General features: G+C 41.6%; 14 protein-coding genes. 8 read left to right on the top strand and 6 right to left on the bottom strand.

Annotation, left to right across the window (positions count from 1 at the left end):
* Positions 1–84 precede the first annotated feature (84 nt).
* Both ltrA and NMG86_RS04145 read right to left on the bottom strand, forming a co-directional pair.
* Positions 85–1824, bottom strand: coding sequence for a group II intron reverse transcriptase/maturase (gene ltrA / locus NMG86_RS04150; RefSeq protein ID WP_026797077.1), 1740 nt, complete (start codon positions 1822–1824; stop codon positions 85–87).
* Positions 1825–2401: 577 nt separating this feature from the next.
* Positions 2402–4603 (bottom strand): FG-GAP-like repeat-containing protein, encoded by a 2202-nt coding sequence (locus NMG86_RS04145; protein ID WP_199918704.1) that lies wholly within the window; start codon positions 4601–4603, stop codon positions 2402–2404.
* 520 nt (positions 4604–5123) lie between these two features.
* On the opposite strand from NMG86_RS04145, the gene NMG86_RS04140 reads away from it, so the two are divergent.
* Genes NMG86_RS04140 through NMG86_RS04130 form a run of 3 tightly spaced genes read left to right on the top strand, consistent with a single transcriptional unit; the run spans position 5124 to position 8115 of the window.
* Positions 5124–6077 carry an Rpn family recombination-promoting nuclease/putative transposase gene (locus tag NMG86_RS04140; RefSeq protein ID WP_199918705.1) on the top strand — a complete coding sequence of 318 codons (954 nt, stop codon included), beginning with the start codon at positions 5124–5126 and terminating at the stop codon, positions 6075–6077.
* A gap of 53 nt (positions 6078–6130) precedes the next feature.
* Positions 6131–7084, top strand: a complete 954-nt coding sequence (locus NMG86_RS04135) for an Rpn family recombination-promoting nuclease/putative transposase (RefSeq protein ID WP_199918705.1) — start codon at positions 6131–6133, stop codon at positions 7082–7084.
* 53 nt (positions 7085–7137) lie between these two features.
* Entirely contained in the window at positions 7138–8115 is a 978-nt protein-coding gene (locus NMG86_RS04130) for an Rpn family recombination-promoting nuclease/putative transposase (protein WP_254033316.1), read from the top strand.
* Positions 8116–8184: 69 nt separating this feature from the next.
* Here the strand turns inward: NMG86_RS04130 and NMG86_RS04125 are convergent, their stop codons facing one another.
* The gene (locus NMG86_RS04125) at positions 8185–8676 is read right to left on the bottom strand and encodes a YajQ family cyclic di-GMP-binding protein (protein WP_026788794.1); all 492 of its coding nucleotides are present in this window, start codon (positions 8674–8676) and stop codon (positions 8185–8187) included.
* Positions 8677–8771: 95 nt separating this feature from the next.
* Complete coding sequence (locus NMG86_RS04120) at positions 8772–9275, bottom strand: hypothetical protein (RefSeq protein ID WP_026797076.1); 504 nt, start codon at positions 9273–9275, stop codon at positions 8772–8774.
* Between the two features lie 110 nt (positions 9276–9385).
* Here NMG86_RS04120 and NMG86_RS04115 point away from each other — a divergent pair, with 110 nt between their 5' ends.
* Together NMG86_RS04115 and leuS are read left to right on the top strand one after the other, a co-directional pair.
* Entirely contained in the window at positions 9386–10813 is a 1428-nt protein-coding gene (locus NMG86_RS04115) for a carotenoid oxygenase family protein (RefSeq protein WP_026797075.1), read from the top strand.
* A 95-nt stretch (positions 10814–10908) separates the two neighbouring features.
* The gene (gene leuS / locus NMG86_RS04110; protein WP_026797074.1) at positions 10909–13476 is read left to right on the top strand and encodes a leucine--tRNA ligase; all 2568 of its coding nucleotides are present in this window, start codon (positions 10909–10911) and stop codon (positions 13474–13476) included.
* A gap of 134 nt (positions 13477–13610) precedes the next feature.
* Here leuS and NMG86_RS04105 read toward each other — a convergent pair whose 3' ends face one another.
* On the bottom strand, positions 13611–14648 hold the full coding sequence (locus NMG86_RS04105) for a sulfite exporter TauE/SafE family protein (protein ID WP_199918707.1): 1038 nt from the start codon (positions 14646–14648) through the stop codon (positions 13611–13613).
* A gap of 45 nt (positions 14649–14693) precedes the next feature.
* On the opposite strand from NMG86_RS04105, the gene cpcD/petH reads away from it, so the two are divergent.
* Together cpcD/petH and NMG86_RS04095 are read left to right on the top strand one after the other, a co-directional pair.
* Positions 14694–15896: a bifunctional rod-capping linker CpcD/ferredoxin--NADP reductase PetH gene (gene cpcD/petH, locus NMG86_RS04100; protein ID WP_026797072.1), complete on the top strand. Its 1203-nt coding sequence runs from the start codon at positions 14694–14696 to the stop codon at positions 15894–15896.
* A 296-nt stretch (positions 15897–16192) separates the two neighbouring features.
* Positions 16193–17146 (top strand): GDSL-type esterase/lipase family protein, encoded by a 954-nt coding sequence (locus tag NMG86_RS04095; protein ID WP_043939402.1) that lies wholly within the window; start codon positions 16193–16195, stop codon positions 17144–17146.
* Positions 17147–17166: 20 nt separating this feature from the next.
* Here the strand turns inward: NMG86_RS04095 and NMG86_RS04090 are convergent, their stop codons facing one another.
* A complete protein-coding gene (locus tag NMG86_RS04090) occupies positions 17167–17352 on the bottom strand; it encodes a hypothetical protein (protein ID WP_036832366.1) in 186 nt (61 codons plus the stop codon).
* Between the two features lie 412 nt (positions 17353–17764).
* Here NMG86_RS04090 and NMG86_RS04085 point away from each other — a divergent pair, with 412 nt between their 5' ends.
* Complete coding sequence (locus tag NMG86_RS04085; protein ID WP_026797070.1) at positions 17765–22120, top strand: Calx-beta domain-containing protein; 4356 nt, start codon at positions 17765–17767, stop codon at positions 22118–22120.
* Positions 22121–22148: the final 28 nt, after the last annotated feature.

Here is a 22148-nt window from a genome sequence, read left to right as displayed (position 1 = left end):
CCCCTAACCTCTCCTTCAGAACCGTGCATGAAACTTTCGCTTCACACGGCTCCTTGATAACTCCACCTTTGTTATAGGTACGATTCAAAACGGGTTATTTTCATAATTCTCAACTATTGGTAATTGCTTACTTTTCATTAGAGAACCATCGTTTGCCGTCTTTGTGTCGTGACAATGTTTGTGTAGAAGTTGTAGGTTGTCATAAGTGTCTTTCCCACCTAATGATGTTGGTTTGATATGGTCAACTTCTACAATGTCTGTACTTGTGAAATACAAACCACAGTGAGGACAAATACCCTTTTGTTTATTGATTAATTTGGAAACTCTTGTAGAAGTTCCTGGGTATTCTCCACGTCGTTTACTCCAGTAAATCCAGTTACCATCAAACGGACTAACTTCGCCCTTAACCTTTATATGCCTTACGATTGGCGTACTAGCATGGGTGAGTAATTCCATTCCGTTTTCTGTACTGAAACACCAATTTTTGTCGCCTACTGCTCTCCAGTATTTGTCTTTATTGATGTTCCCTTTTCCCCTCGTTCTTGCCCATGCTCTTAGTTTGTCGTAGATTAGATTATCTACTTTTGAGAAGCATTCTTTGCTAATCACTGTTGAGTAATAATTTGCCCAACCTCTAATAATTGGATTCAGCTTGCTAATTAAGGCAGCTTGAGGTGAATTTTTATGGTTGTCTATTACTTCAGCTATTTTGACAAGATGAGCTTTGGTTTTGGTTTTTGAGGGTGTAATTAATGTTTTAAAACCTAACGGGATTCCTTCAGAGCTATAAGCCCCTCTGTAGTTTCCTACTTTGTGTTGTTGAGTATGGAATCCTAGAAACTCAAACCCAACATTTCCATCAATTTCATTGAGGGTGTGAGTTAGTTTTGTTTTACTTGGTTTTAATTCCAATCCCATATCACTTAACCAATCAGCTATTATCTCTTGACATTCCTTGACTACGTATAAATCCTTATGGATTATTACGAAATCATCGGCGTATCGGATTAGACTTAGGGTTTGGCGGTTATCCCGTTTTTTCCCTTTTAGAGTTTCTGCATATTGCTTAACTCTTTCTTCCATACCATGTAGGGCAATATTAGCAAGTAAGGGTGATATAACCCCTCCTTGTGGTGTACCTTCTTGGGTAGGAAAAAGTTCTTTTCCGTCACAGTATCCTGCTTTGAGCCATTTTTTTATTATTCGGCTTAATGTGGGATATGTGTGTATTTTGGAGATTAGTGCTTTGTGGTTTATACGGTCGAAGCATTTTGAGATATCAGCATCAAGTACATATTTGGGTTTTTTATTGATACTGGTATATATTGCTTCGATTGCGTCGTGACAGGAACGTCCTGGTCTAAAACCGTAACTGTTTGGCTCGAATTTAGCCTCCCATTCGGGTTCTAACGCTAGTTTGACTAACGCTTGTAATGCACGGTCGTTTATTGTGGGTATTCCTAATGGACGGGTTTCGGTTGTTCCGGATTTGGGAATGTTAACTCTACGAGTTGGTTTTACCTTTCCGGTTAACTTTAGTCGTCCTACAAGGCTCATACGTTGCTTTGGGGTCAGAGATTTAACTCCATCCACACCCGCCGTATTTTTACCTTGATTATCTTGTGTTACCCGTCGAACCGCGATACATTTTGCACTCCAGGAATTAATCAGGGTTTTCTGAAGTTTGCGAACTGCTTTAACATCGCCTCGTTCACTCGCTTGAAATATGCGCTTTTGCAACTTAAAAGTTACCTTTTCTAGCTTGCGCCAGTTAAGGTCTTTCCACTCCACCGTCAGATTATTCTGCGTTTTAGATATATTCATTGCTACTTGTTCTATTTCTTTGGAATTACCGAGCGTTTGTTAGCATATCCCTTGTATTACCAAGGGCATTCGCTTTTAACGCCATCCCGTCCCTATATATCATTCGTTAGCTACTTACTGGATTTTCGACCTTTTCCAGAGATATATAGGGGTTATTTCGTTCCGATTACACATTTGTTTGAAGTCTTTAGCGTGATGCTTTCCACCGGGTTTATTGGGCGGTGCTTATAAGTCAATGCAAAAATTGCTTATGCCCTATCCTTGCCTTTTGGCTTGGTGTTAATCAAGATAAAAATCTTGATTTAGCCATTTCACCATTCTACATAACGGTGGTTCGGACACATCTTTGCTTACGCTACGCATGGACTTCTTGCTCGATAGTTACCGGATTTGGCTACCAGTAGTTCTACCTTTTAACCCCGCTTTAATCTGTTGGTTGCTACCCGAACAAACTAGGGGTTATGCTTTCACCTCAGCACTTGAGGGATGGGACTTAACTCACAGAGTTTCACCCATAAATGTAATCAGTTATCACCAGTTTCATCAACTGGGTTAACCGTCCCGTAAGTCTTTTAACTTACTTTAGGTTAAACGAATCGCACTTTCCATCCGCAGTTGGAGTCACATCAAAGGTGTAGGTTTTAGCATTAACTGTGGCAAAGTTACCAACAGTTGCATTGGCTACGGTGATATCAGTATTATCAAATCCTGTGACATCTTCGCTAAAGGTGGCAATGACGTTAAATAAACCGTTAACGGTGGTGGCGGATGGGGAGGTTAAGGCAACAGTTGGTGCAACGGTATCAACAACTATGGCTTTACTACCACCGAGGGAATTAGCTGTGGCTAAGGCGGGGAGGGTTAAAACAGCATTCGTAGCCAAATTATCTTTAATTGTGCCGCCGTTGAGAGTAAGGGCAGTTGTGGCAAGATATTCTAAATCAGCAGCAGAATCCCCGGCTTGGACTACATAATTGAAGGTGAGGGCTGTACCACCGCTACCACTAGCATAAGTGGCAAATTGGTCAGTTGTACCTGTTTCTAATTGCAGTTGAGGTGTGCCAGTGACATTCACAGCAGCATCGAAGGTGGCGGTGATGGCGATAGTATCACCTGCTTTGTAGCTACCGTCAGCAGTGGTGGCAGTGACAGCCGTAACCTTGGGAGCGGTGTTGAGGAAGATGGAGGCGGTGTAGCTGGAGTAGTTCGCCACTGCTAAGTCCGGTTTTCCGTCGCCGTTGATGTCGCCGATGCTGACGGAGGTGGGGCGACTGCCAGTTGTGGAGTCAACTTTGGGGGCGAAAGTGGGGGTGGTGGCTCCGTTGGCGGTGGTGTTTAGCAGGATGGAGACGGTGCTGCTGGAGTAGTTCGCCACTGCTAAGTCCGGTTTTCCGTCGCCGTTGAGATCGCCGATACTGACGGATAAGGGGCGACTGCCAGTTGTGAAGTCAACTTTGGTGGCGAAAGTGGGGGTGGTGGCTCCGTTGGCGGTGGTGTTTAGCAGGATGGAGACGGTGGCGCTGAGACTGTTCGCCACAGCTAAGTCGGGTTTACCGTCGCCGTTGATGTCGCCGATGCTGACGGACTGGGGGTTAAAGCCAGTTGAGAAGTCAACTTTGGGGGCGAAAGTGGGGGTGGTGGCTCCGTTGGCGGTGGTGTTTAGCAGGATGGAGACGGTGCTGCTGTTGGTGTTCGCCGTTGCTAAGTCCAGTTTGCCGTCGCCGTTGAAGTCACCGATGCTGACGGAGGTGGCCTGTGAGCCAACTGTGAAGTCTACTTTGGTGGCGAAGGTGGGGGTGGTGGCGTTGGTGGTGGTGTTGAGCAGGATGGAGACGCTGGCGCCGTTCTGGTTCGACACGGCTAAGTCGGGTTTGTTGTCGCTGTTGAAGTCGCCGATACTGACGGAGGTGGAGCCAGAGCCAGTTGTGAAGTCAACTTTAGGGTTGAAGGTGGGGGTGGTGGCTCCTGTTGCGGTGGTGTTGAGCAGGATGGAGGCGTTGTTGCTGTTGGTGTAGTTCGCCACTGCTAAGTCCAGTTTGCCGTCGCCGTTGAAGTCGCCGATGCTGACGGAGCGGGGGGTACTGCCAGTTGTGAAGTTAACTTTGGTGGCGAAAGTGGGGGTGGTGGCTCCGTTGGCGGTGGTGTTTAGCAGGATGGAGGCGGTGTTGTCGTTGAAGTTCGCCGTTGCTAAGTCCAGTTTGCCGTCGCCGTTGAAGTCACCGATGCTGACGGACTGGGGGTTAAAGCCAGTTGAGAAGTCAACTTTGGGGGCGAAGCCTAGTATGCCGCTGTAAGTGTTGAGGGCTTTGGCGTTAAAGGGTATGGTGGCTTTGATGTCGCCTGTTTGGACTTCTAGTTTCCAGTCTCCGCCTAATTCGGTGCTACCGGTGGGGGTGGCTGAGGCGGCGATGTTGGCTTCGGTGATTTCACTGAGTCGTTTGAGGAAGTTTTGGCCGGTTTCTCCTTTGGCGACTTCGCATCCATATAATAGGATGTCGGCGTTTTGGGTGAGGGCTTTTCCCCATTGTTTGATTTGGGGGCTGAATTTTTCTATATTATTGCTATTGAGGGCTTCGGTGCTGAGGTTGAGGCTGCCTTCGCTACCGTGTGAAAGGATGTGTAGGGCTGAAATGTCTTTTTGATTGGCTAAGGTATTGGTAATTTGTTCGATACCGCTCAAATTTTTATTTAAAATGACGATTTGAGTATCATCGGCGTTATTAATTAAGCTTTGATAGTCTTGTACTGAGGAGTCAACAAAAATGATTTGCTTAGTCATAGTGGATTAGCCGATTTTTTTGAGAAGGGATTTGATTCTTAGGTATGTAGTTGCGCTTCAGCGCTCTTAAGAAGCGCCCAAGTTCAACTATGTACCTATTGTTCAATGCACCCCAACTGCGTGAGAACCCTAACCATGATATTGTAAATCTATCGAAAGGTAGATTTACATACCTAATATTAGTAATTCTTCTAGGTAATCTTTAGCAAATTTGTCGTGAATAAATCGAATTAAGTTAAAAGGCGGTATTTATACCTTTGGACAGATGACACGCGACACTTTCAATATAAATAACCTAACAAGGTTCTTTTCGGTTGTCAATGGTTTAGCCGCTCAATGACAAATCTTTATATTTCTCTGGGTTATTTTACAGAAATCATAAAAAAGTCGCAGCGATTTGACGTGGGCATGGGGCAGGTTTATGATATTATTAATTTTATGTGTTTGTGTTATAGTCAAAAAAAGTAAATATAAATAACCATCTGCGTTAATCTTTACTATATTATTTCCAGGTGATACTATGAAATTTATTAATCCTAAAACAGACTACGCCTTTAAAAAAATCTTTGGTTCGGATCAAAGTCAAGATATTTTAATTAGTTTTCTGAATGCAATTGTCTATCAAGGTGAGACTTTCATCACTTCTTTAGAAATTATTGATCCCTACGCCCCCGGCAGAATTTCTGGTTTGAAAACAACTTATTTTGATGTTAAGGCTCAACTGAATAACGGCGAAAATGTGTTAATTGAAATGCAGGCGTTTAATGTCCCAGCTTTTGGCAAAAGGATTCTTTATAATACGGCAAAAATGTATGTTAATCAACTAAAATTAGGGGAAGTTTATCCAGAATTAAGAGCAGCAATTGGTGTAGCGGTGACAGATTTTATTATGTTTAATGAACATAATAAAGTCATTTCACAATTTACGCTCAAGGAAGATGAGTTACTGCTAAATTATCAACATAGTCCGTTAAAATTAGTATTTGTGGAGTTACCCAAATTTAATAAAACTCTGGAAGAATTAACAACTATTACGGATAAATGGCTTTATTTTTTACGCAAAGCACCGGATTTAGAAGTAGTGCCAGAATCTATGTTAATTGTACCGGAAATTGAGAAGGCTTTTGCGATCGCGGATCGGGTAAACTTAAGTTTAGAGGAAATAGATGATTTGGAGAAGCGGGAACAGTTTGAACGGGAAAGAATAGGTGCTATTGAGTTAGGTAAAGCTCAAGGGCGAACTGAAGGGCGAACTGAAGGGATACAAATTGGTGAACAAATTGGTGAACAAAGGGGTAAAATAAATCTGATTAAACGCCTATTACAACGGCAATTAGGTGAACTAAATCAATCAATAGAAGATAGTTTATCACAACTAACTTCAGAGCAATTATCAGCTTTGGCTGAAGCTATTTTTGATTTTTCTAGTGTAGGTGATTTATCCAGTTGGCTAGAAACTAATTGCCCTAGTTGAACAGGACTGAGGTATTATCTAAGTCCCTACCTATATTATTTTCCACTAACACTATGAAATTCATTAATCCCAAAACAGACTACGCCTTTAAAAAAATCTTTGGTTCGGATCAAAGTCAAGATATTTTAATTAGTTTTCTGAATGCAATTGTCTATCAAGGTGAGACTTTCATCACTTCTTTAGAAATTATTGATCCCTACGCCCCCGGCAGAATTTCTGGTTTAAAAACCACTTATTTTGATGTTAAGGCTCAACTGAATAACGGCGAAAATGTATTAATTGAAATGCAGGCGTTTAATGTCCCAGCTTTTGGCAAAAGGATTCTTTATAATACGGCAAAAATGTATGTTAATCAACTAAAATTAGGGGAAGTTTATCCAGAATTAAGAGCAGCAATTGGTGTAGCGGTGACGGATTTTATTATGTTTAATGAACATAATAAAGTCATTTCACAATTTACGCTCAAGGAAGATGAGTTACTGCTAAATTATCAACATAGTCCGTTAAAATTAGTATTTGTGGAGTTACCCAAATTTAATAAAACTCTGGAAGAATTAACAACTATTACGGATAAATGGCTTTATTTTTTACGCAAAGCACCGGATTTAGAAGTAGTGCCAGAATCTATGTTAATTGTACCGGAAATTGAGAAGGCTTTTGCGATCGCGGATCGGGTAAACTTAAGTTTAGAGGAAATAGATGATTTGGAGAAGCGGGAACAGTTTGAACGGGAAAGAATAGGTGCTATTGAGTTAGGTAAAGCTCAAGGGCGAACTGAAGGGCGAACTGAAGGGATACAAATTGGTGAACAAATTGGTGAACAAAGGGGTAAAATAAATCTGATTAAACGCCTATTACAACGGCAATTAGGTGAACTAAATCAATCAATAGAAGATAGTTTATCACAACTAACTTCAGAGCAATTATCAGCTTTGGCTGAAGCTATTTTTGATTTTTCTAGTGTAGGTGATTTATCCAGTTGGCTAGAAACTAATTGCCCTAGTTGAACAGGACTGAGGTATTATCTAAGTCCCTACCTATATTATTTTCCACTAACACTATGAAATTCATTAATCCCAAAACAGACTACGCCTTTAAAAAAATCTTTGGTTCGGATCAAAGTCAAGATATTTTAATTAGTTTTCTGAATGCAATTGTCTATCAAGGTGAGACTTTCATCACTTCTTTAGAAATTATTGATCCCTACGCCCCCGGCAGAATTTCTGGTTTAAAAACCACTTATTTTGATGTTAAGGCTCAACTGAATAACGGCGAAAATGTATTAATTGAAATGCAGGCGTTTAATGTCCCAGCTTTTGGCAAAAGGATTCTTTATAATACGGCAAAAATGTATGTTAATCAACTAAAATTAGGGGAAGTTTATCCAGAATTAAGAGCAGCAATTGGTGTAGCGGTGACGGATTTTATTATGTTTAATGAACATAATAAAGTCATTTCACAATTTACGCTCAAGGAAGATGAGTTACAAGTAAATTATCAACATAGTCCGTTAAAATTAGTATTTGTGGAGTTACCCAAATTTAATAAAACTCTGGAAGAATTAACAACTATTACGGATAAATGGCTTTATTTTTTACGCAAAGCACCGGATTTAGAAGTAGTGCCAGAATCTATGTTAATTGTACCGGAAATTGAGAAGGCTTTTGCGATCGCCGATCGGGTAAACTTAAGTTTAGAGGAAGTAGATGATTTGGAGAAACGAGAACAGTTTGAACGGGAAAGAATAGGTGCTATTGAGTTGGGTAAGGCTCAAGGGCGAACTGAAGGGTTGACTCAAGGGCGTGCTGAAGGGCGTGCTGAAGGGCGTGCTGAAGGGCGTGCTGAAGGTATTGAAATTGGTCAAATAAATCTGATTAAACGCCAATTAAAACGGCAATTAGGTGAACTAAATCAATCAATAGAAGATAGTTTATCACAGCTATCATCAGAGCAGTTATCGGCTTTGGCTGAAGCTATTTTCGACTTTTCTAGTGTAGGTGATTTATCCAGTTGGTTAGAAACTAATTGTCCTAGTTGAAATAGAATAAACTAAGAATCCACTAGCCTTTAGGTAGTGGAGTATCAATCAAAGATAACTGTGTATATTTTACCTATAGTTTGTAAACTGTAATGCAGCTGGATAATCTTCTTCTTTCAGACGCTGAATTACTAATTGTAAATCATCTTTAGATTTAGCTGAAATCCTAACAGAATCCCCCTGAATAGATGCTTGTAATTTTTTAAATTCATCTTTAATTAATTTAGTGATTTGTTTTGATACTTCTTGAGTTAAACCTTTTCTGAGTTTAATTTCCTGTCTGACTCGATTACCACTGGAAGATTCTACTTTCCCATAATCAAAAATCTTCAAAGAAAGATTCCGTTTAGCGGATTTAGTTTGCAAAATTGTATGAATTGCATCGAGGGTAAACTCGCTATCTGTATTAACTATAATCGCAGTTTCCCCTAATTCTAGGGTAGTCTTAGTATCTTTCAAATCATAACGGCTTTTAATTTCCCGTTCGGTTTGATCAACAGCATTAACTAATTCCTGGCGGTCAAAATCACTAACAATATCAAATGAATAAGTAGAAGCCATAGTCAATTGTAATTATTTAATAAGAAAATTATCAGCGTAGAGACGTGCCAAGAGCGCGTCTGTACGAGTGACTGATTCAACATTGGTATTAACTACTAATCCAAATAGAATAGCGTCACAATTTTGCGCTGATTTTCAGCTTCCTCACAGGTACTTAGGAGGGTGACACTATCATGGTAGGCAAAACAGATTAACTGTTGACACCGAGAAATAATCTGTTGGTTGCAAAACCCACTAGCTTCAGCTAGGGATAAATCGTCACCCTTAGCATTTTCCACCACATGAATCACCTGTTCTAACTGCTGGCGGGACTCCCTAGGCTGACGTTTCATGCTTTGGGGCAAAATTACCGTCAACAAATTGGGGTTAGCCCGCATTGCGCCTCGAATCGCCGCCGCGTTCGTTCCCGTTGAACCCGATGTAATCAAATGATTGCCTTCTAAAACCAAGGCATAACTCATCATCTCGATCAAGTTTTGATGGGTTAGGGGAATATGGCGGGAACCCAACAAAGCAAGACGCTTGGAGCCAGTTTGTTGAATGGCTGCCAATTCTTCTAAAAAGTCATCTACTTTCGGCAGATTGATAGATTGGTTCAAGGATAATTACAAAATATAATCAGGACAATCCTGTAGATTTTAGCAAATTCAGCGACAATTATTCTGAGTGCAACTAAAGTTTTTATCTAATTTCATTGACTGTGATTGTTATGACAGCAACAACCGCCCAACCGACCTGGAATCAACAGTTTACCACCCCCGGCACCGAATTCTCGCCCACGCCCCTACGGATTTTGTCGGGAAAAATCCCCCCAGGGTTAAGGGGTTCTCTGTATCGTAATGGCCCAGGACGATTGGCACGGGGAGGACACCGAGTTGGACATTGGTTTGATGGAGATGGGGCGATTTTAGCGGTTCATTTCACCGAAAAAGGGGCAACCGGGGTCTATCGTTATGTTCAAACCGCAGGCTATCAAGAGGAAGAACAAAAAAACCGTTTTATCTATGGTGGCTATGGAATGAAAGCCTCGGGAAACCTTTGGGAACGTTTTCGTAAACCCCTAAAAAATGCGGCGAATACTTCAGTTTTAGCTTTACCCGATAAATTATTGGCGTTGTGGGAAGGGGGACAACCCCATAGTTTAGATTTAGAAACCTTAGAAACCCAGGGACTGGACAACCTCCAGGGTTTAGCTGAAAATACCCCCTATTCTGCTCACCCTAAAATTGATCCCGAAACCGGGGATATTTTTAATTTTGGGCAAATTTTGGGGCCGACTCCTGAGTTAATTTTATATCGGAGCGATCGCACGGGTAACATCAAACAACAAAATAAAATTCCTCTGGATGGAATTTCTGCCCTGCATGATTTTGTCCTAGCGGGTGAATATTTAATTTTTGTAATTCCCCCACTGCGGTTAAAACTTTTACCCGTATTTCTTCAGTTGAAATCCTTTAGTGAAGCCCTATCCTGGCAACCCCAAACCCCCACCCAAATTTTAATAATTGATCGTCATAATTTAACCTTAGTTAATCGGATTGAAACTGAACCTTGGTTTCAGTGGCATTTTAGCAATGGTTATGTTGCAACAGATGGAACGGTTATTGTTGATTTTGTCCGATATCAAGATTTCCAAACCAATCAATATTTAAAAGAAGTTGCCACCGGAAACACTCAAACCTTAGCAAAATCGACCTTATGGCGGATGGTATTGCAACCTCAAACGGGTAAATTACTACAATTGGAAGAACTCTGCGATCGCCATTGTGAATTTCCCTCGGTCAACCCCCAAGAAGTGGGAAAAAAAGCTCAATTTACCTATTTATCCCTTCATAAATCCGGTATTAATCCGGCGGTCGAAATGTTTGGCACAATTGGACGTTTTAATCATCAAACCCAAACCTTAACCACCGCTAATTTAGGAGAAAATCGTTATCCGATGGAACCTTTATTTGTTCAAGATCTCGATCATCCTCAACAGGGTTGGGTTTTAACCATTGTTTATGATGCTCAGCAAAATTCCAGCGAAGTTTGGATATTTGATGCCCAATCTTTAAACACGGAACCTGTTTGTCGGTTAGGATTACCCCATGTAGTTCCGAATGGATTTCATGGAACTTGGAAACCCGCGACTTAGGTTTGATAATCAGGCGAAATCGGTGGGGGTATAACCTCACCAATATGTAAAAATAATAAACAAATAAGAAAACGTATCCGGCACAAAGTATGGCTGTGGAGTCTCGATATCATCCTGCATCCCTCGAACAAAAGTGGCAACAAACCTGGGCACAACAGGGGTTGTACAAAACCCCAACCGATAAAGACAAGCCCAAATTTTACGCCCTATCCATGTTCCCCTATCCGTCGGGGAGTCTACACATGGGTCACGTTCGCAATTATACCATTACCGACGTGATCGCCCGACTCAAACGGATGCAAGGCTATCGTGTCTTACATCCGATGGGGTGGGACGCCTTTGGACTCCCTGCCGAAAATGCCGCCATTGACCGAGGAATTCCTCCGGCGGAATGGACATATCAAAATATTGCCCAAATGCGGGAACAACTGCAAAAGTTAGGATTCTCCATTGATTGGGAAAAGGAAGTTACCACCTGTTCCCCGGAATATTACCGTTGGACACAATGGCTGTTTTTACAATTCTATAAGTGTGGACTCGCCTATCAAAAAGAAGCGGCGGTTAATTGGGACCCAATTGATCAAACGGTGCTTGCTAATGAACAAGTCGATAATGAGGGAAGATCTTGGCGGTCTGGCGCTATTGTTGAACAGAAATTATTGCGTCAATGGTTCCTAAAAATTACCGATTATGCTAACGAATTGCTCAACGATTTAGAGCATTTAAACGGCTGGCCGGAACGGGTTAAATTAATGCAGGCTAACTGGATCGGACAATCCATTGGGGCACAGTTAGAATTTCCGATCATCGGGTTAGATGAAAATATCGCCGTTTTTACTACTCGTCCCGATACGGTTTATGGGGTTTCCTATCTCGTATTAGCCCCGGAACATCCCTTAGTTGCTCAGGTGACAACCCCGGAACAAAAAGCCGCCGTAGAAGCATTTATTCAAGAGGTAAAAAACGAAAGTCAAACCGATCGCACCTCAGAAGATAAACCGAAACGCGGCGTTCCTACGGGGGGAAAAGCCCTTAATCCTTTTAATGAAGAAGAAATTCCGATTTGGATTGCGGATTATGTTTTATATGGATATGGAACAGGCGCGGTCATGGGAGTTCCGGCCCATGATCTGCGTGATTTTCAATTTGCCACTCAATACGATTTACCCATCAAACAGGTGATTGTTCCCGATGATGCGGATAATGATAATGAGGAAAATGATCGGATCACAACGGCCTATACGGGGACAGGAATTTTAGTCGAATCCTGTAATTTTAGTGGGGAAAATTCCGAACACGGAAAACAAGCAATTATTAACTATGCAGAAGATGAAGGATATGGCAAAGGAATTATTCAATATCGCCTCAGAGATTGGTTGATTTCCCGTCAACGCTATTGGGGAACTCCGATCCCAATTATTCACTGTCCGAATTGTGGGGCGGTGGCTGTTCCCGATCAAGATTTACCTGTAAAATTGCCGGAAAATGTAAAATTTAGTGGTCGAGGTTTATCTCCTTTAGCCCAATTAGAAGATTGGATTAATGTGCCTTGTCCTAGTTGTGGAACTCCTGCTAAACGGGAAACCGATACCATGGATACTTTTATTGATTCTTCTTGGTATTATTTGCGTTATCCTGATGCCAAAAATGATCAACAAGTCTTCAATCCAGCTATTACTAATGATTGGATGGGGGTAGATCAATATGTGGGCGGAATTGAACACGCAATTTTACATTTATTATATTCTCGATTCTTCACAAAAGTTGTGCGCGATCGCGGATTATTACATTGTAAAGAGCCCTTTGAAAAGTTATTAACTCAAGGCATGGTACAGGGAATTACCTATAAAAACCGCACCACAGGTAAGTATTTTTCCGCTTCCCAAGTTAGTCCGAGTAATCCCCAAGATCCGACCACGGGAGAAAAGTTAGAAGTCTTTTATGAGAAGATGTCTAAATCTAAATATAATGGGGTTGATCCATTAGAAGTGATGGGCAAATATGGGGCCGATACCGCTCGAATGTTTATTCTATTTAAAGCTCCTCCTGAGAAGGATTTAGAATGGGATGATGCCGATGTTGAAGGACAATTTCGCTTCTTAAATCGGGTTTGGCGAATTGTCACGGAGTTTACTGAAATTACCACTTTTAAACCTAAGAATCGGGAATTAAGTAAAGTTGAAAAAGACTTAAAGCGGGCAATTCATACCGCTATTAAGGAGGTCAGCGAGGATTTAAACGGAGACTATCAATTTAATACGGCGGTATCTGAATTGATGAAACTCAGTAATGCTTTATCAGAAGCGAATTGTCAGGAGTCTATCGTTTATTCTGAAGGCATTGAAACCCTGTTAAAATTATTAGCACCTTTTGCTCCCCATATCGCGGAGGAATTATGGCAATTGATTGGAAAAACGGGTTCAATTCATACTCAAATATGGCCTGAGCATGAGCCAGAAGCCTTGGTAGTTGATGAAATTACCTTAGTGATTCAAATTAATGGAAAAACCCGCGGCACGCTGCAAGTACCAGCAACCGCCAATCACCAAACTTTAGAAGAATATGCCCGAAATTCTGAAGTTAGTCAACGTCATATTGGGGATAAAACCATTAAAAAAGTGATTGTTGTCCCAGGAAAATTAGTTAATTTTGTGGTCGTTTAACCTAGAATGGTTAAAATACTTTAAGATGCCTCCAAACTTTTCCGGTTTGGGGGTTTTTTATAAAGGGAATCAACTATCTGTGAAGCTGAATTTATCAACGAATAAAAACTTATCGGGTGCTTCAGTCTCTGGGTTTAAGTCAATAACATATTTAAACTAATGAATAATAAAAATAAAGCAAAAGCCATCCGTAATTTTTCCCCTGAAATTAAATGGGAAAGTGATGTCCCTAAAAAAGCTCCTAAAATTGTAAATGGGGCGATTAATAATAATGCTGGCCAGTAAATATATCCAATAAATCCAGGTAGAAAAGAATCACCATGGGAAGATAATAGAAAAGCCAGAGTTCCTAAAATAGAAATTGGTAAACTAAAGGATGAAGATGTTCCCACGACTTCATACATAGGTAATCCACAATAAATTAAAAAAGGAACACTAATTGCGCCACCTCCAACTCCTAGGAGTCCTGACTTAAAACCGATTCCCAACCCAACGGCGTTGATTATAGCTAATCTTGGTAAGGATTCTGATTGTACTTGAGGTTTAAAATCTAACAATAGTTTAACAGAAATCAATAATAAAAATAATCCGAAAATAATTTTAAGTAAAGCACTAGATAAAGTATGATCTAATAAAGCACCTAATAAAACACCTAATAAAATCCCCGGAATAATTTTCCAAAAAACTCCCCATTGCACATCTCCTTTAGAATGGTGTGCCACAATCGAAGCAGTCGCCGTAAAAGTCATTATACTCATCGAAGTGGCGATCGCACTGTGCATCACGAAATCGGGCGGAAAGTCCATTAAATTAAAAATATAAAATAACCCAGGGACAACTAACATTCCCCCACCAATACCGAGTAATCCGGCCGTTGTTCCCGCGGCTAGTCCCAATATTGCTAATAATACCCAAGGTAGAATCCCCATGATCATCAAAAAATATCCAGTTTCAAGCAATAGGCCGAATGTATTGTGGCACAAATTTTCAAAGCACGCTTCTCCCAAACTGTGATTAATTCCGATTAGCCGATGAACACTAAGCTGTAAAATAGTGCAAAGTGCAAATTGACAACAGTGACGGCCCTCAAGCCAGTTTGAGAGGGAAAAGTAATATTTAACTGTTTCTGTCCATCGCACGTTAAAAAAACTGGCAAGTGATGTATTCGTCACATTTTGTTAGTTAAGAGCTTAGGTATTATAAGGGAGAACCAACGAATGTATCTCAAGAGTGGAACTGGTGTTGCAACCAAGACAGGAGCTAACGGCCGTGTCTTTATCTTTGAAGTGGAGGGACTCCGACAAGGGGAAAATACAGACAAACTCAACTTCCCGATTCGTCGCAGTGGTGTCGTTTATATCACTGTCCCCTACGAGCGCATGAATCAAGAAATGCGTCGGATTGCTCGATTGGGGGGGAAAATTGTCAATATTCGCCCCGCAGGTGAACCTCAAGCTGCAACCACCGAAACTACCGTCCATGGACAGCAGAGTCAACCATCTGAAGAAAAAAGCAAGCCCATGACTGAAACCAAAGCTAAAACGGAAATTCCCGTTAATATCTATCGTCCGAACAATCCCTATATTGGGAAATGTATCGAGAACTATGAACTCGTGGGCGAAGGGGGTGCGGGCACTGTCCGTCACCTCACCTTTGACCTTTCCGGTGGCGACTTGCGCTATGTTGAAGGTCAAAGTATTGGGATTATTCCTCCCGGAAAAGATAACAAAGGCAAATCCCATAAGTTAAGACTGTATTCCATTGCCTCGACTCGTCATGGTGACAAACTCGATGATAAAACCGTTTCCCTGTGTGTTCGTCAACTGGAATACAAACATCCTGAAACCGGAGAAACCGTCTATGGCGTTTGTTCGACCCATCTGTGCAATTTAGAAATGGGAGCAGATGTGACGATTACCGGGCCAGTGGGTAAGGAAATGTTACTCCCTGATGACGAAGAAGCTACGGTGGTGATGATGGCAACGGGTACGGGTATTGCACCTTTCCGGGCTTTCCTATGGCGGATGTTCAAAGAACAACATGAAGACTACAAATTCAAGGGTTTAGCTTGGCTATTCTTTGGTATTCCCTACACCGCCAATATTCTGTATAAAGAAGAATTGGAACAGTTACAACGGGAATTTCCTGATAACTTCCGCTTGACCTATGCCATCAGTCGTGAAGAACAAAATCCCGAAGGTGGCAGAATGTATATTCAAGATCGGATTAAGGAAAACGCCGATGAACTGTGGAAATTAGTTCAGAAAGATAATACCCATACCTATATTTGTGGTCTCAAAGGTATGGAAGGCGGTATTGACGAAGGCATGACAGTTGCTGCGGGTAAATCCGATGTTAACTGGAGTGATTACCAGAAAACACTCAAAAAGGGACATCGTTGGCACGTTGAAACCTACTAAATCAGTTATCAGTTATCAGTTATCAGTTACCAGTTATCAGTTACCAGTTATCAGTTGCCAGGTTAATAATTTATTTAAGTTGAAAATCACCGATTATAAACTGGTTCTTAACTGTTTTAAGTTAACTACAATAAGCAGTTAACTTAAAAATAGTTATTCAATGACAACTGTTAACTGACAAATCAAAATCAATTATTTACTATAATAACTAATAACTAATAACTGATGACTGATGACTGATGACTGATAACTGATAACTGATAACTGATGAATGATGAATGATGAATGATTATTTTATGATTCCAAAAACTGGCATTGCAATGTACCAAAAGCGACTTTTTGCTCTGCATAAAAGTCAAATTTATACTAATTTAGATGATGAAATTGATCAGCCAAATTATCAAGATTGGCTGGATATATTAAAGCAAGAATCTGATTTAATCCAAGATAAAATTGCCAAAAATTCTGATTCATCTCGTCTGAATATTTTATTAGGAGATTCCCTAAGTATGTGGTTTCCTAATAATTTATTACCATCGGAAGCATTATGGTTAAATCAAGGGATTTCAGGAGATACGACAAGCGGAATTTTAAAACGTCTGGATATTTTTGCTAAGAATAATCCTAATAATATTTATATTTTAGCTGGAATTAATGATTTAAAAAGGCAAGTTCCCGTTGTAGAGATATTAGAAAACCATCAAAAAATCTTAGATTATTTACAAAAAAATTATCCTGAAACTCAAATTTTAGTTCAATCTATTTTTCCGACTCAATTACCAACAGAAACTCTAAGTTTTTCGATTCCAAATTCTTTAATTAAAGAACTAAATCAAAAGTTAGCCCAACAAGTTAACGACCAGGGAAGCATCTATTTAGACTTTCATCAACGATTTACCAATACCCAGGGAAATATCCGCTCTGAATTAACAACCGATGGTTTACACCTGAGTCCAGAAGGTTACAAAGTTTGGCAATTTGCCCTCAAACAAACCGAGTCTCGCCTATCCAAAAATCGAGATCATAACTATCAAAAATGGTTACAAAAATCATCAGAACTTCCCTTAAATGGACAGTCCTACCGTTGGGTTTCCTATAAAGTTAAACCTGGAGATACCCTAGAAAAAATCACCCTAAAAACATTAGGACAACAGGATTTCGATTATTGCGATTTAATCTCCATCCGCAATAACCTAATATCAGAGGTTCTCCCTCCAGATCAGTCAATCGAAATCCCCCAACTTATCTAAACGCGGATATTCCAAACCGACTAGAGAGTTTGGCGAGAAACAAATTTTTCCAAGTCCGCCTGAGTTTGTTGTAGCATTTGCTCACGAGAATCACGAGCTATCGTCAGGTTGGGAACTAAATTACGAGCTTGTAACGTCATGTGCAGTTGTAAATCTGCCACATAGGCACTTACGCCTTGCTGATCAGAAACCGTTGAGTATCCCATCTCTAACTTCACAGGTTTTTCTCCCTTTACGCTTAACTGTGTTTTTTCGTCACTAGGTAGAAGGTATCACGTCTTTTGCCACACTGTATGATCCCGCAACGAAGTTTAACGGTTTTGGGGATAATCTTTACAGTTCGTTACAGATCGAGGAAGATGGGAGGCAACTAAACGACTAACCGCTAATCATTGCAATATTGAGATTTGTTAACAAAGATGGCACTTATGGGTAAGCTCTGTAGTGTTAACAAAATTTCTATTAGAGGGAAATATTTCAGCACAGGACTCACTAACCTAGGGACAGGATGCACCAGACTGGAGTTAATTCGTATTTTGTATCATGAAATACAGAAAAATGATACTTGACCCAGTTAAAGCCTAAAATCAATTGCTCACTTAAATTAGATTTTTAGATATGGCACAACTTATTGGCACCGCGAGCGATGATTTCCTAGCTGGGACACCCGAACCCGATGAAATCTTAGGATTTGCTGGAAACGATACCCTGAATGGATTAGGCGAAAACGATACTCTAAATGGAGGTCAGGATCAGGATTTACTGTCTGGGGGTAATGGGAATGATCTGATGTTTGGGGATCTGGGAAATGATACCCTCGAAGGAGAAGCAGGGAATGATATTGCCTATGGCAATAATGGGGATGATCAACTCAATGGCGGTGACGGTGACGACCTCCTTTATGGTGGACAGGGTAACGATACCCTATTTGATAGTAGTGGAAATGATCAACTATTTGGAGATAGAGGAAACGACCTACTTTATAGCGGAAGCGGGAAAAATGAACTCACCGGAGGCGGAGGTTCCGATGTATTTGTAATTGGTCGAGAACTGATAGATACTGAAGTTGATAGTATTACTGATTTTAGAGTTGGAGTCGATTTAATTGGATTAACTAAGGAATTAAAATTTGCTGATTTGCGGTTTGTTCAAGTGGGAAATGATACCGTAACTGAAGATAAGATCAGCAATCAAAAACTAATTATTATTCAGGAAACTCAAGCTACAACCCTTAATAATCAAGCCAACTTTACCCAATCAATCGAAAGCCTTACACCCGTTATTGAGTTTACCAATAATAATTCCTTGGTAGTCAAAGAAGGCGAAACACCAGCCCTATTTGTCAACGTTCAACGAGCAGGTTCTCCCTTTAATACGGTAAGTGCCAAACTGGAACTACAACTCGATACCGCCACGGCTAGTGACGTTAGCGTAGAACCCATAGAAGTCATTTTCAAACCTTACGAAACTTTCAAAATTGTTCCTATTCCCCTCACCGTTATTGATGATCGGGAAGCCGAACCGAATGAAATCTTTAAATTAACCCTAGCCAATCCCACGGGAGGAGCTACCCTAGGAGAATCTCAGGCAATTGTTATTACCCTACAAGACAATGATAGTAGTTCACAGGGAACTGTCCCGCCCGTAGATTCAAAACCGCCGATCGTTTTTCCCATCGGGCCCTTTCCCTCCGCGATTAGTCTGTCGGTTGCTCCCTCTACTATTCTGGAAAATAGCCAAGAAAACTTTGTTTATACCTTTACACGGGCGGGAGGTTCCCTCGACCTACCCATTAACGTTAACTTCACCGTTGGAGGAACAGCAAAACTAGGGGAAAACTATACCGTTATTGATAACGAAACCTTTACGAATACAGGGGGTAGCGTTTCCTTCCCAGCAAATAGTACCATCGCCACCCTCAAACTCGCCCCGATCAACAACGATAAATTTGAAGAAGACCCCCTAACTATCGATATCACCTTAAGAGAATCCGGCTTTTTATACACCGCTAATCCTCAACAATCCACCGCCGTAGCCAGTATCCAGAGCGAAGATCTCCCGCCCAAACCCCCGGTTTATAACTTTAGTCAATCTAAATTTTCCATCTTTGAGGGTGATCCTGGCAATCCTGGGCAAGCTACTATTACGGTTAATCGTACTTTTGATACCAGTCAGCAATCAAGTGTCAAGATTCTCCTCACCCCCGCCGGACAGAATGGCGGAACACCTGGAGTTGATGTTGAACCCACGGAAATCGTCCTCCAATTTGCCCCCGGTCAGACCGAGAATACCTTCCAAATCCCGATCATTGGTGATGATGTTATTGAACCTTCAGAAATAATTATCCTCTCTTTTGCACCGGACGGTTTTCTACCCATCGGACAGGCTGGAACCCTTTATCCTACAACCAACTTAATTATTAATGACGACGATGGCCCCACTACTTATGATTTCAAAGAACCCCTATTCAAAACCCTTGAAGGTAACTCAACTAATATTACCCAACTGGTAGAAATTGATCGTTCTGGGGATATTAATGTCAACTCCTCCGTCTCAGTCAATGTCACTGGGGTCAATGCTATCCCCAATGTAGATTTTGTTCCCGGGCCAATCACCGTGAACTTCACCCCGGGACAAATCACCCAAACCGTCCCGATCACTATTCTGGGCAACCTCACACCCAATCAAAACCGAACCCTGAATCTCTCCCTCAATCCCCCCCTAGGGGCTTTAGTGGGAAATATCCATCCCACCTCAGAGTTACTGGTGATTGATGATGATAATGTTCCGACCTACGACTTCACCACTAATACTTATCGGATTCGGGAAGGGAATAATGATATTACCTACAGTGAAATTACTATTATTCGCTCAGGAAAGGTTGATATTAACTCCTCGGTGACGGTGGACTTAAACCCGGCTGCCCAAAATGGAGCGACCCCGGGAGAGGATTTTACTCCGAGTACCATCCCTGTGCAATTTGCACCGGGAGAAATTAGCAAAACGATACCAGTTACGATTAAAGGGGATCAAATATCCGAATCTACCGAAACTGTAGTTCTGTCCTTTTCTGGCTTCGATAACGATGGACAATCTGGAACCACAGTCCCGCAGGCGGCTCTAATCATTGAAGATGATGATTCCCCACCAACCTATAACTTTACCCAGAATAACTACAGCTTAGATGAAGGAGACATCACGAACCTGTTTAATGAAGTTCAGGTGCTTCGCTCAGGAGATATTACTCAAACCTCTAGTGTGGATGTGGTATTTACCAGTGATACCGCGATCGCTAATACGGACTTTACACCAGGGCCACAAAGAATTCAATTTGCTATTAACCAAGACAAACAAATTGTCCCCCTTGGTATTATCGGGAACACCCTGGTGCAACCTGACCGCAGCTTTGGACTCTCCTTTGCCAATTTTAACAAAAACGGACAAGATGGAAATAATATCCCTACCAGTACCGTTACCATCAAAGATGACGACAAAGCCACCCTCAGTTTAACCACGGTAGAAGCAATAGCCACGGAACCTGTCACCACAAAAGTCCCCAATGAACAGCCCAAAAACGGTATTTATCGGATTAGTCGCGCCCCGGATACCTTTGGGGATTTAACCATCAACCTCACCCTAGAACCCGATAAAATTAGCCCGGCGGACTATACCCTGAGCACCTCAACGGGTCAAACCGTAGCGGTCACAGGTAACTCCACCGCTACTGTTACCCTTCCCAACAATCAAGCCAGTATGGATATCATCTTGACTCCCATTAATGATGTCCAAGCCGAAGCTGATGAATCTTTAACCCTAGTCTTAGCGGACGGGAACTATAAGATTAATCCCAAAGAAAATACGGCACAGGTGACGATTCTGGCCAATGATACCGCCGTGACTCAACTAGGGGATACTAAGAGTCAAGCCCCCGAAGACTATGCCACCCTAGAAGGTTCATTACGTCAGGCGATTCTCAATGCTGGAATTCTACCCGGAGAAGATACGATTACCTTTGTTGACAAAGCCGCTTCTGGGGTGATTAATCTGGCAGGGGCTTTACCCGGTATCGGTAGCGATGTAATTTTTGATGGGCCAGGAGCCGATAAGCTGACTATTCGTCGAGATACGGGGGGGGACTACAATGTTTTCACTGTTAATGGTGGGAATGTGACTTTTGAGGACTTGAAACTGACCAATGGTTTCCCCGCCGGAACTATACCCAATACCAGTAGTACCACCACAGGAAGTCGGGGCGGGGCGATTAATATTACGTCTTCTACCAGTAACGTGAAGGTGATCGATAGTTGGCTAGATGCAAACCAGGCGAATAATGGGGGGGCGATCGCCAACTCTGGCCAACTTATCATTCAAAACAGCACCATCAGCAATAATAAAGGCAGTAACGGTGGTGGAATTATTGTGATTGATGGTCAAGTCCAAATTATTAATAGTACGATTGCTAACAATCAAGGCAACATCGGCGGAGGAATATTTAACTCCGTTGCGGACTTGACGATTACTAATAGCACAATTGCCTTCAATAATGCGAGCGGAAACAGTGGCGGGGTAAGGAATATTGGGGGGGTAGCCAACCTGAAAAACACAATTATTGCCAGTAATACCTCCCCCCTTGACCCGGACGTGGGAGCCTCCATTGAATTTGCCTTCAAGAGTGGCGGCAATAACCTAATTGGAAACGGAACTGGGGGAGAGGGTTTAGTAGATGGGGTTAAAAATGATATTGTCGGCAGTACGATCGCCCCAATCGATCCCTTACTCAGTCCCTTACAAAATAACGGCGGCACTACACCAACCTTGGCTCTAGCTAGTACCAGTCTTGCTATTAACAAGGGAAGTAATAGCTTTATTGCCCCCTATACTGACCCTGGACAATTTGATCAACGGGGGGCAGGCTTTAACCGGATCATCAATAACATTATTGATATCGGAGCCTTTGAGTCCCAAGTGTTTTAATCAGTTATTAGTTATAGCAACCGCCAAG

Source organism: Planktothrix rubescens CCAP 1459/22, assembly GCA_904830895.1.
In the GTDB taxonomy this organism is placed as follows: domain Bacteria; phylum Cyanobacteriota; class Cyanobacteriia; order Cyanobacteriales; family Microcoleaceae; genus Planktothrix; species Planktothrix agardhii.
The sequence above is the reverse complement of the archived record's forward strand: the minus strand, read 5'-3'. Positions and strand labels throughout refer to the sequence as shown.

Coding starts and splice junctions, on each gene's coding strand:
- ltrA (WP_026797077.1), bottom strand. CDS start 1,824: ATGAATATATCTAAAACGCAGAATAATCTGACGGTGGAGTGGAAAGAC.
- NMG86_RS04145 (WP_199918704.1), bottom strand. CDS start 4,603: ATGACTAAGCAAATCATTTTTGTTGACTCCTCAGTACAAGACTATCAA.
- NMG86_RS04140 (WP_199918705.1), top strand. CDS start 5,124: ATGAAATTTATTAATCCTAAAACAGACTACGCCTTTAAAAAAATCTTT.
- NMG86_RS04135 (WP_199918705.1), top strand. CDS start 6,131: ATGAAATTCATTAATCCCAAAACAGACTACGCCTTTAAAAAAATCTTT.
- NMG86_RS04130 (WP_254033316.1), top strand. CDS start 7,138: ATGAAATTCATTAATCCCAAAACAGACTACGCCTTTAAAAAAATCTTT.
- NMG86_RS04125 (WP_026788794.1), bottom strand. CDS start 8,676: ATGGCTTCTACTTATTCATTTGATATTGTTAGTGATTTTGACCGCCAG.
- NMG86_RS04115 (WP_026797075.1), top strand. CDS start 9,386: ATGACAGCAACAACCGCCCAACCGACCTGGAATCAACAGTTTACCACC.
- cpcD/petH (WP_026797072.1), top strand. CDS start 14,694: ATGTATCTCAAGAGTGGAACTGGTGTTGCAACCAAGACAGGAGCTAAC.
- NMG86_RS04095 (WP_043939402.1), top strand. CDS start 16,193: ATGATTCCAAAAACTGGCATTGCAATGTACCAAAAGCGACTTTTTGCT.
- NMG86_RS04090 (WP_036832366.1), bottom strand. CDS start 17,352: ATGGGATACTCAACGGTTTCTGATCAGCAAGGCGTAAGTGCCTATGTG.
- NMG86_RS04085 (WP_026797070.1), top strand. CDS start 17,765: ATGGCACAACTTATTGGCACCGCGAGCGATGATTTCCTAGCTGGGACA.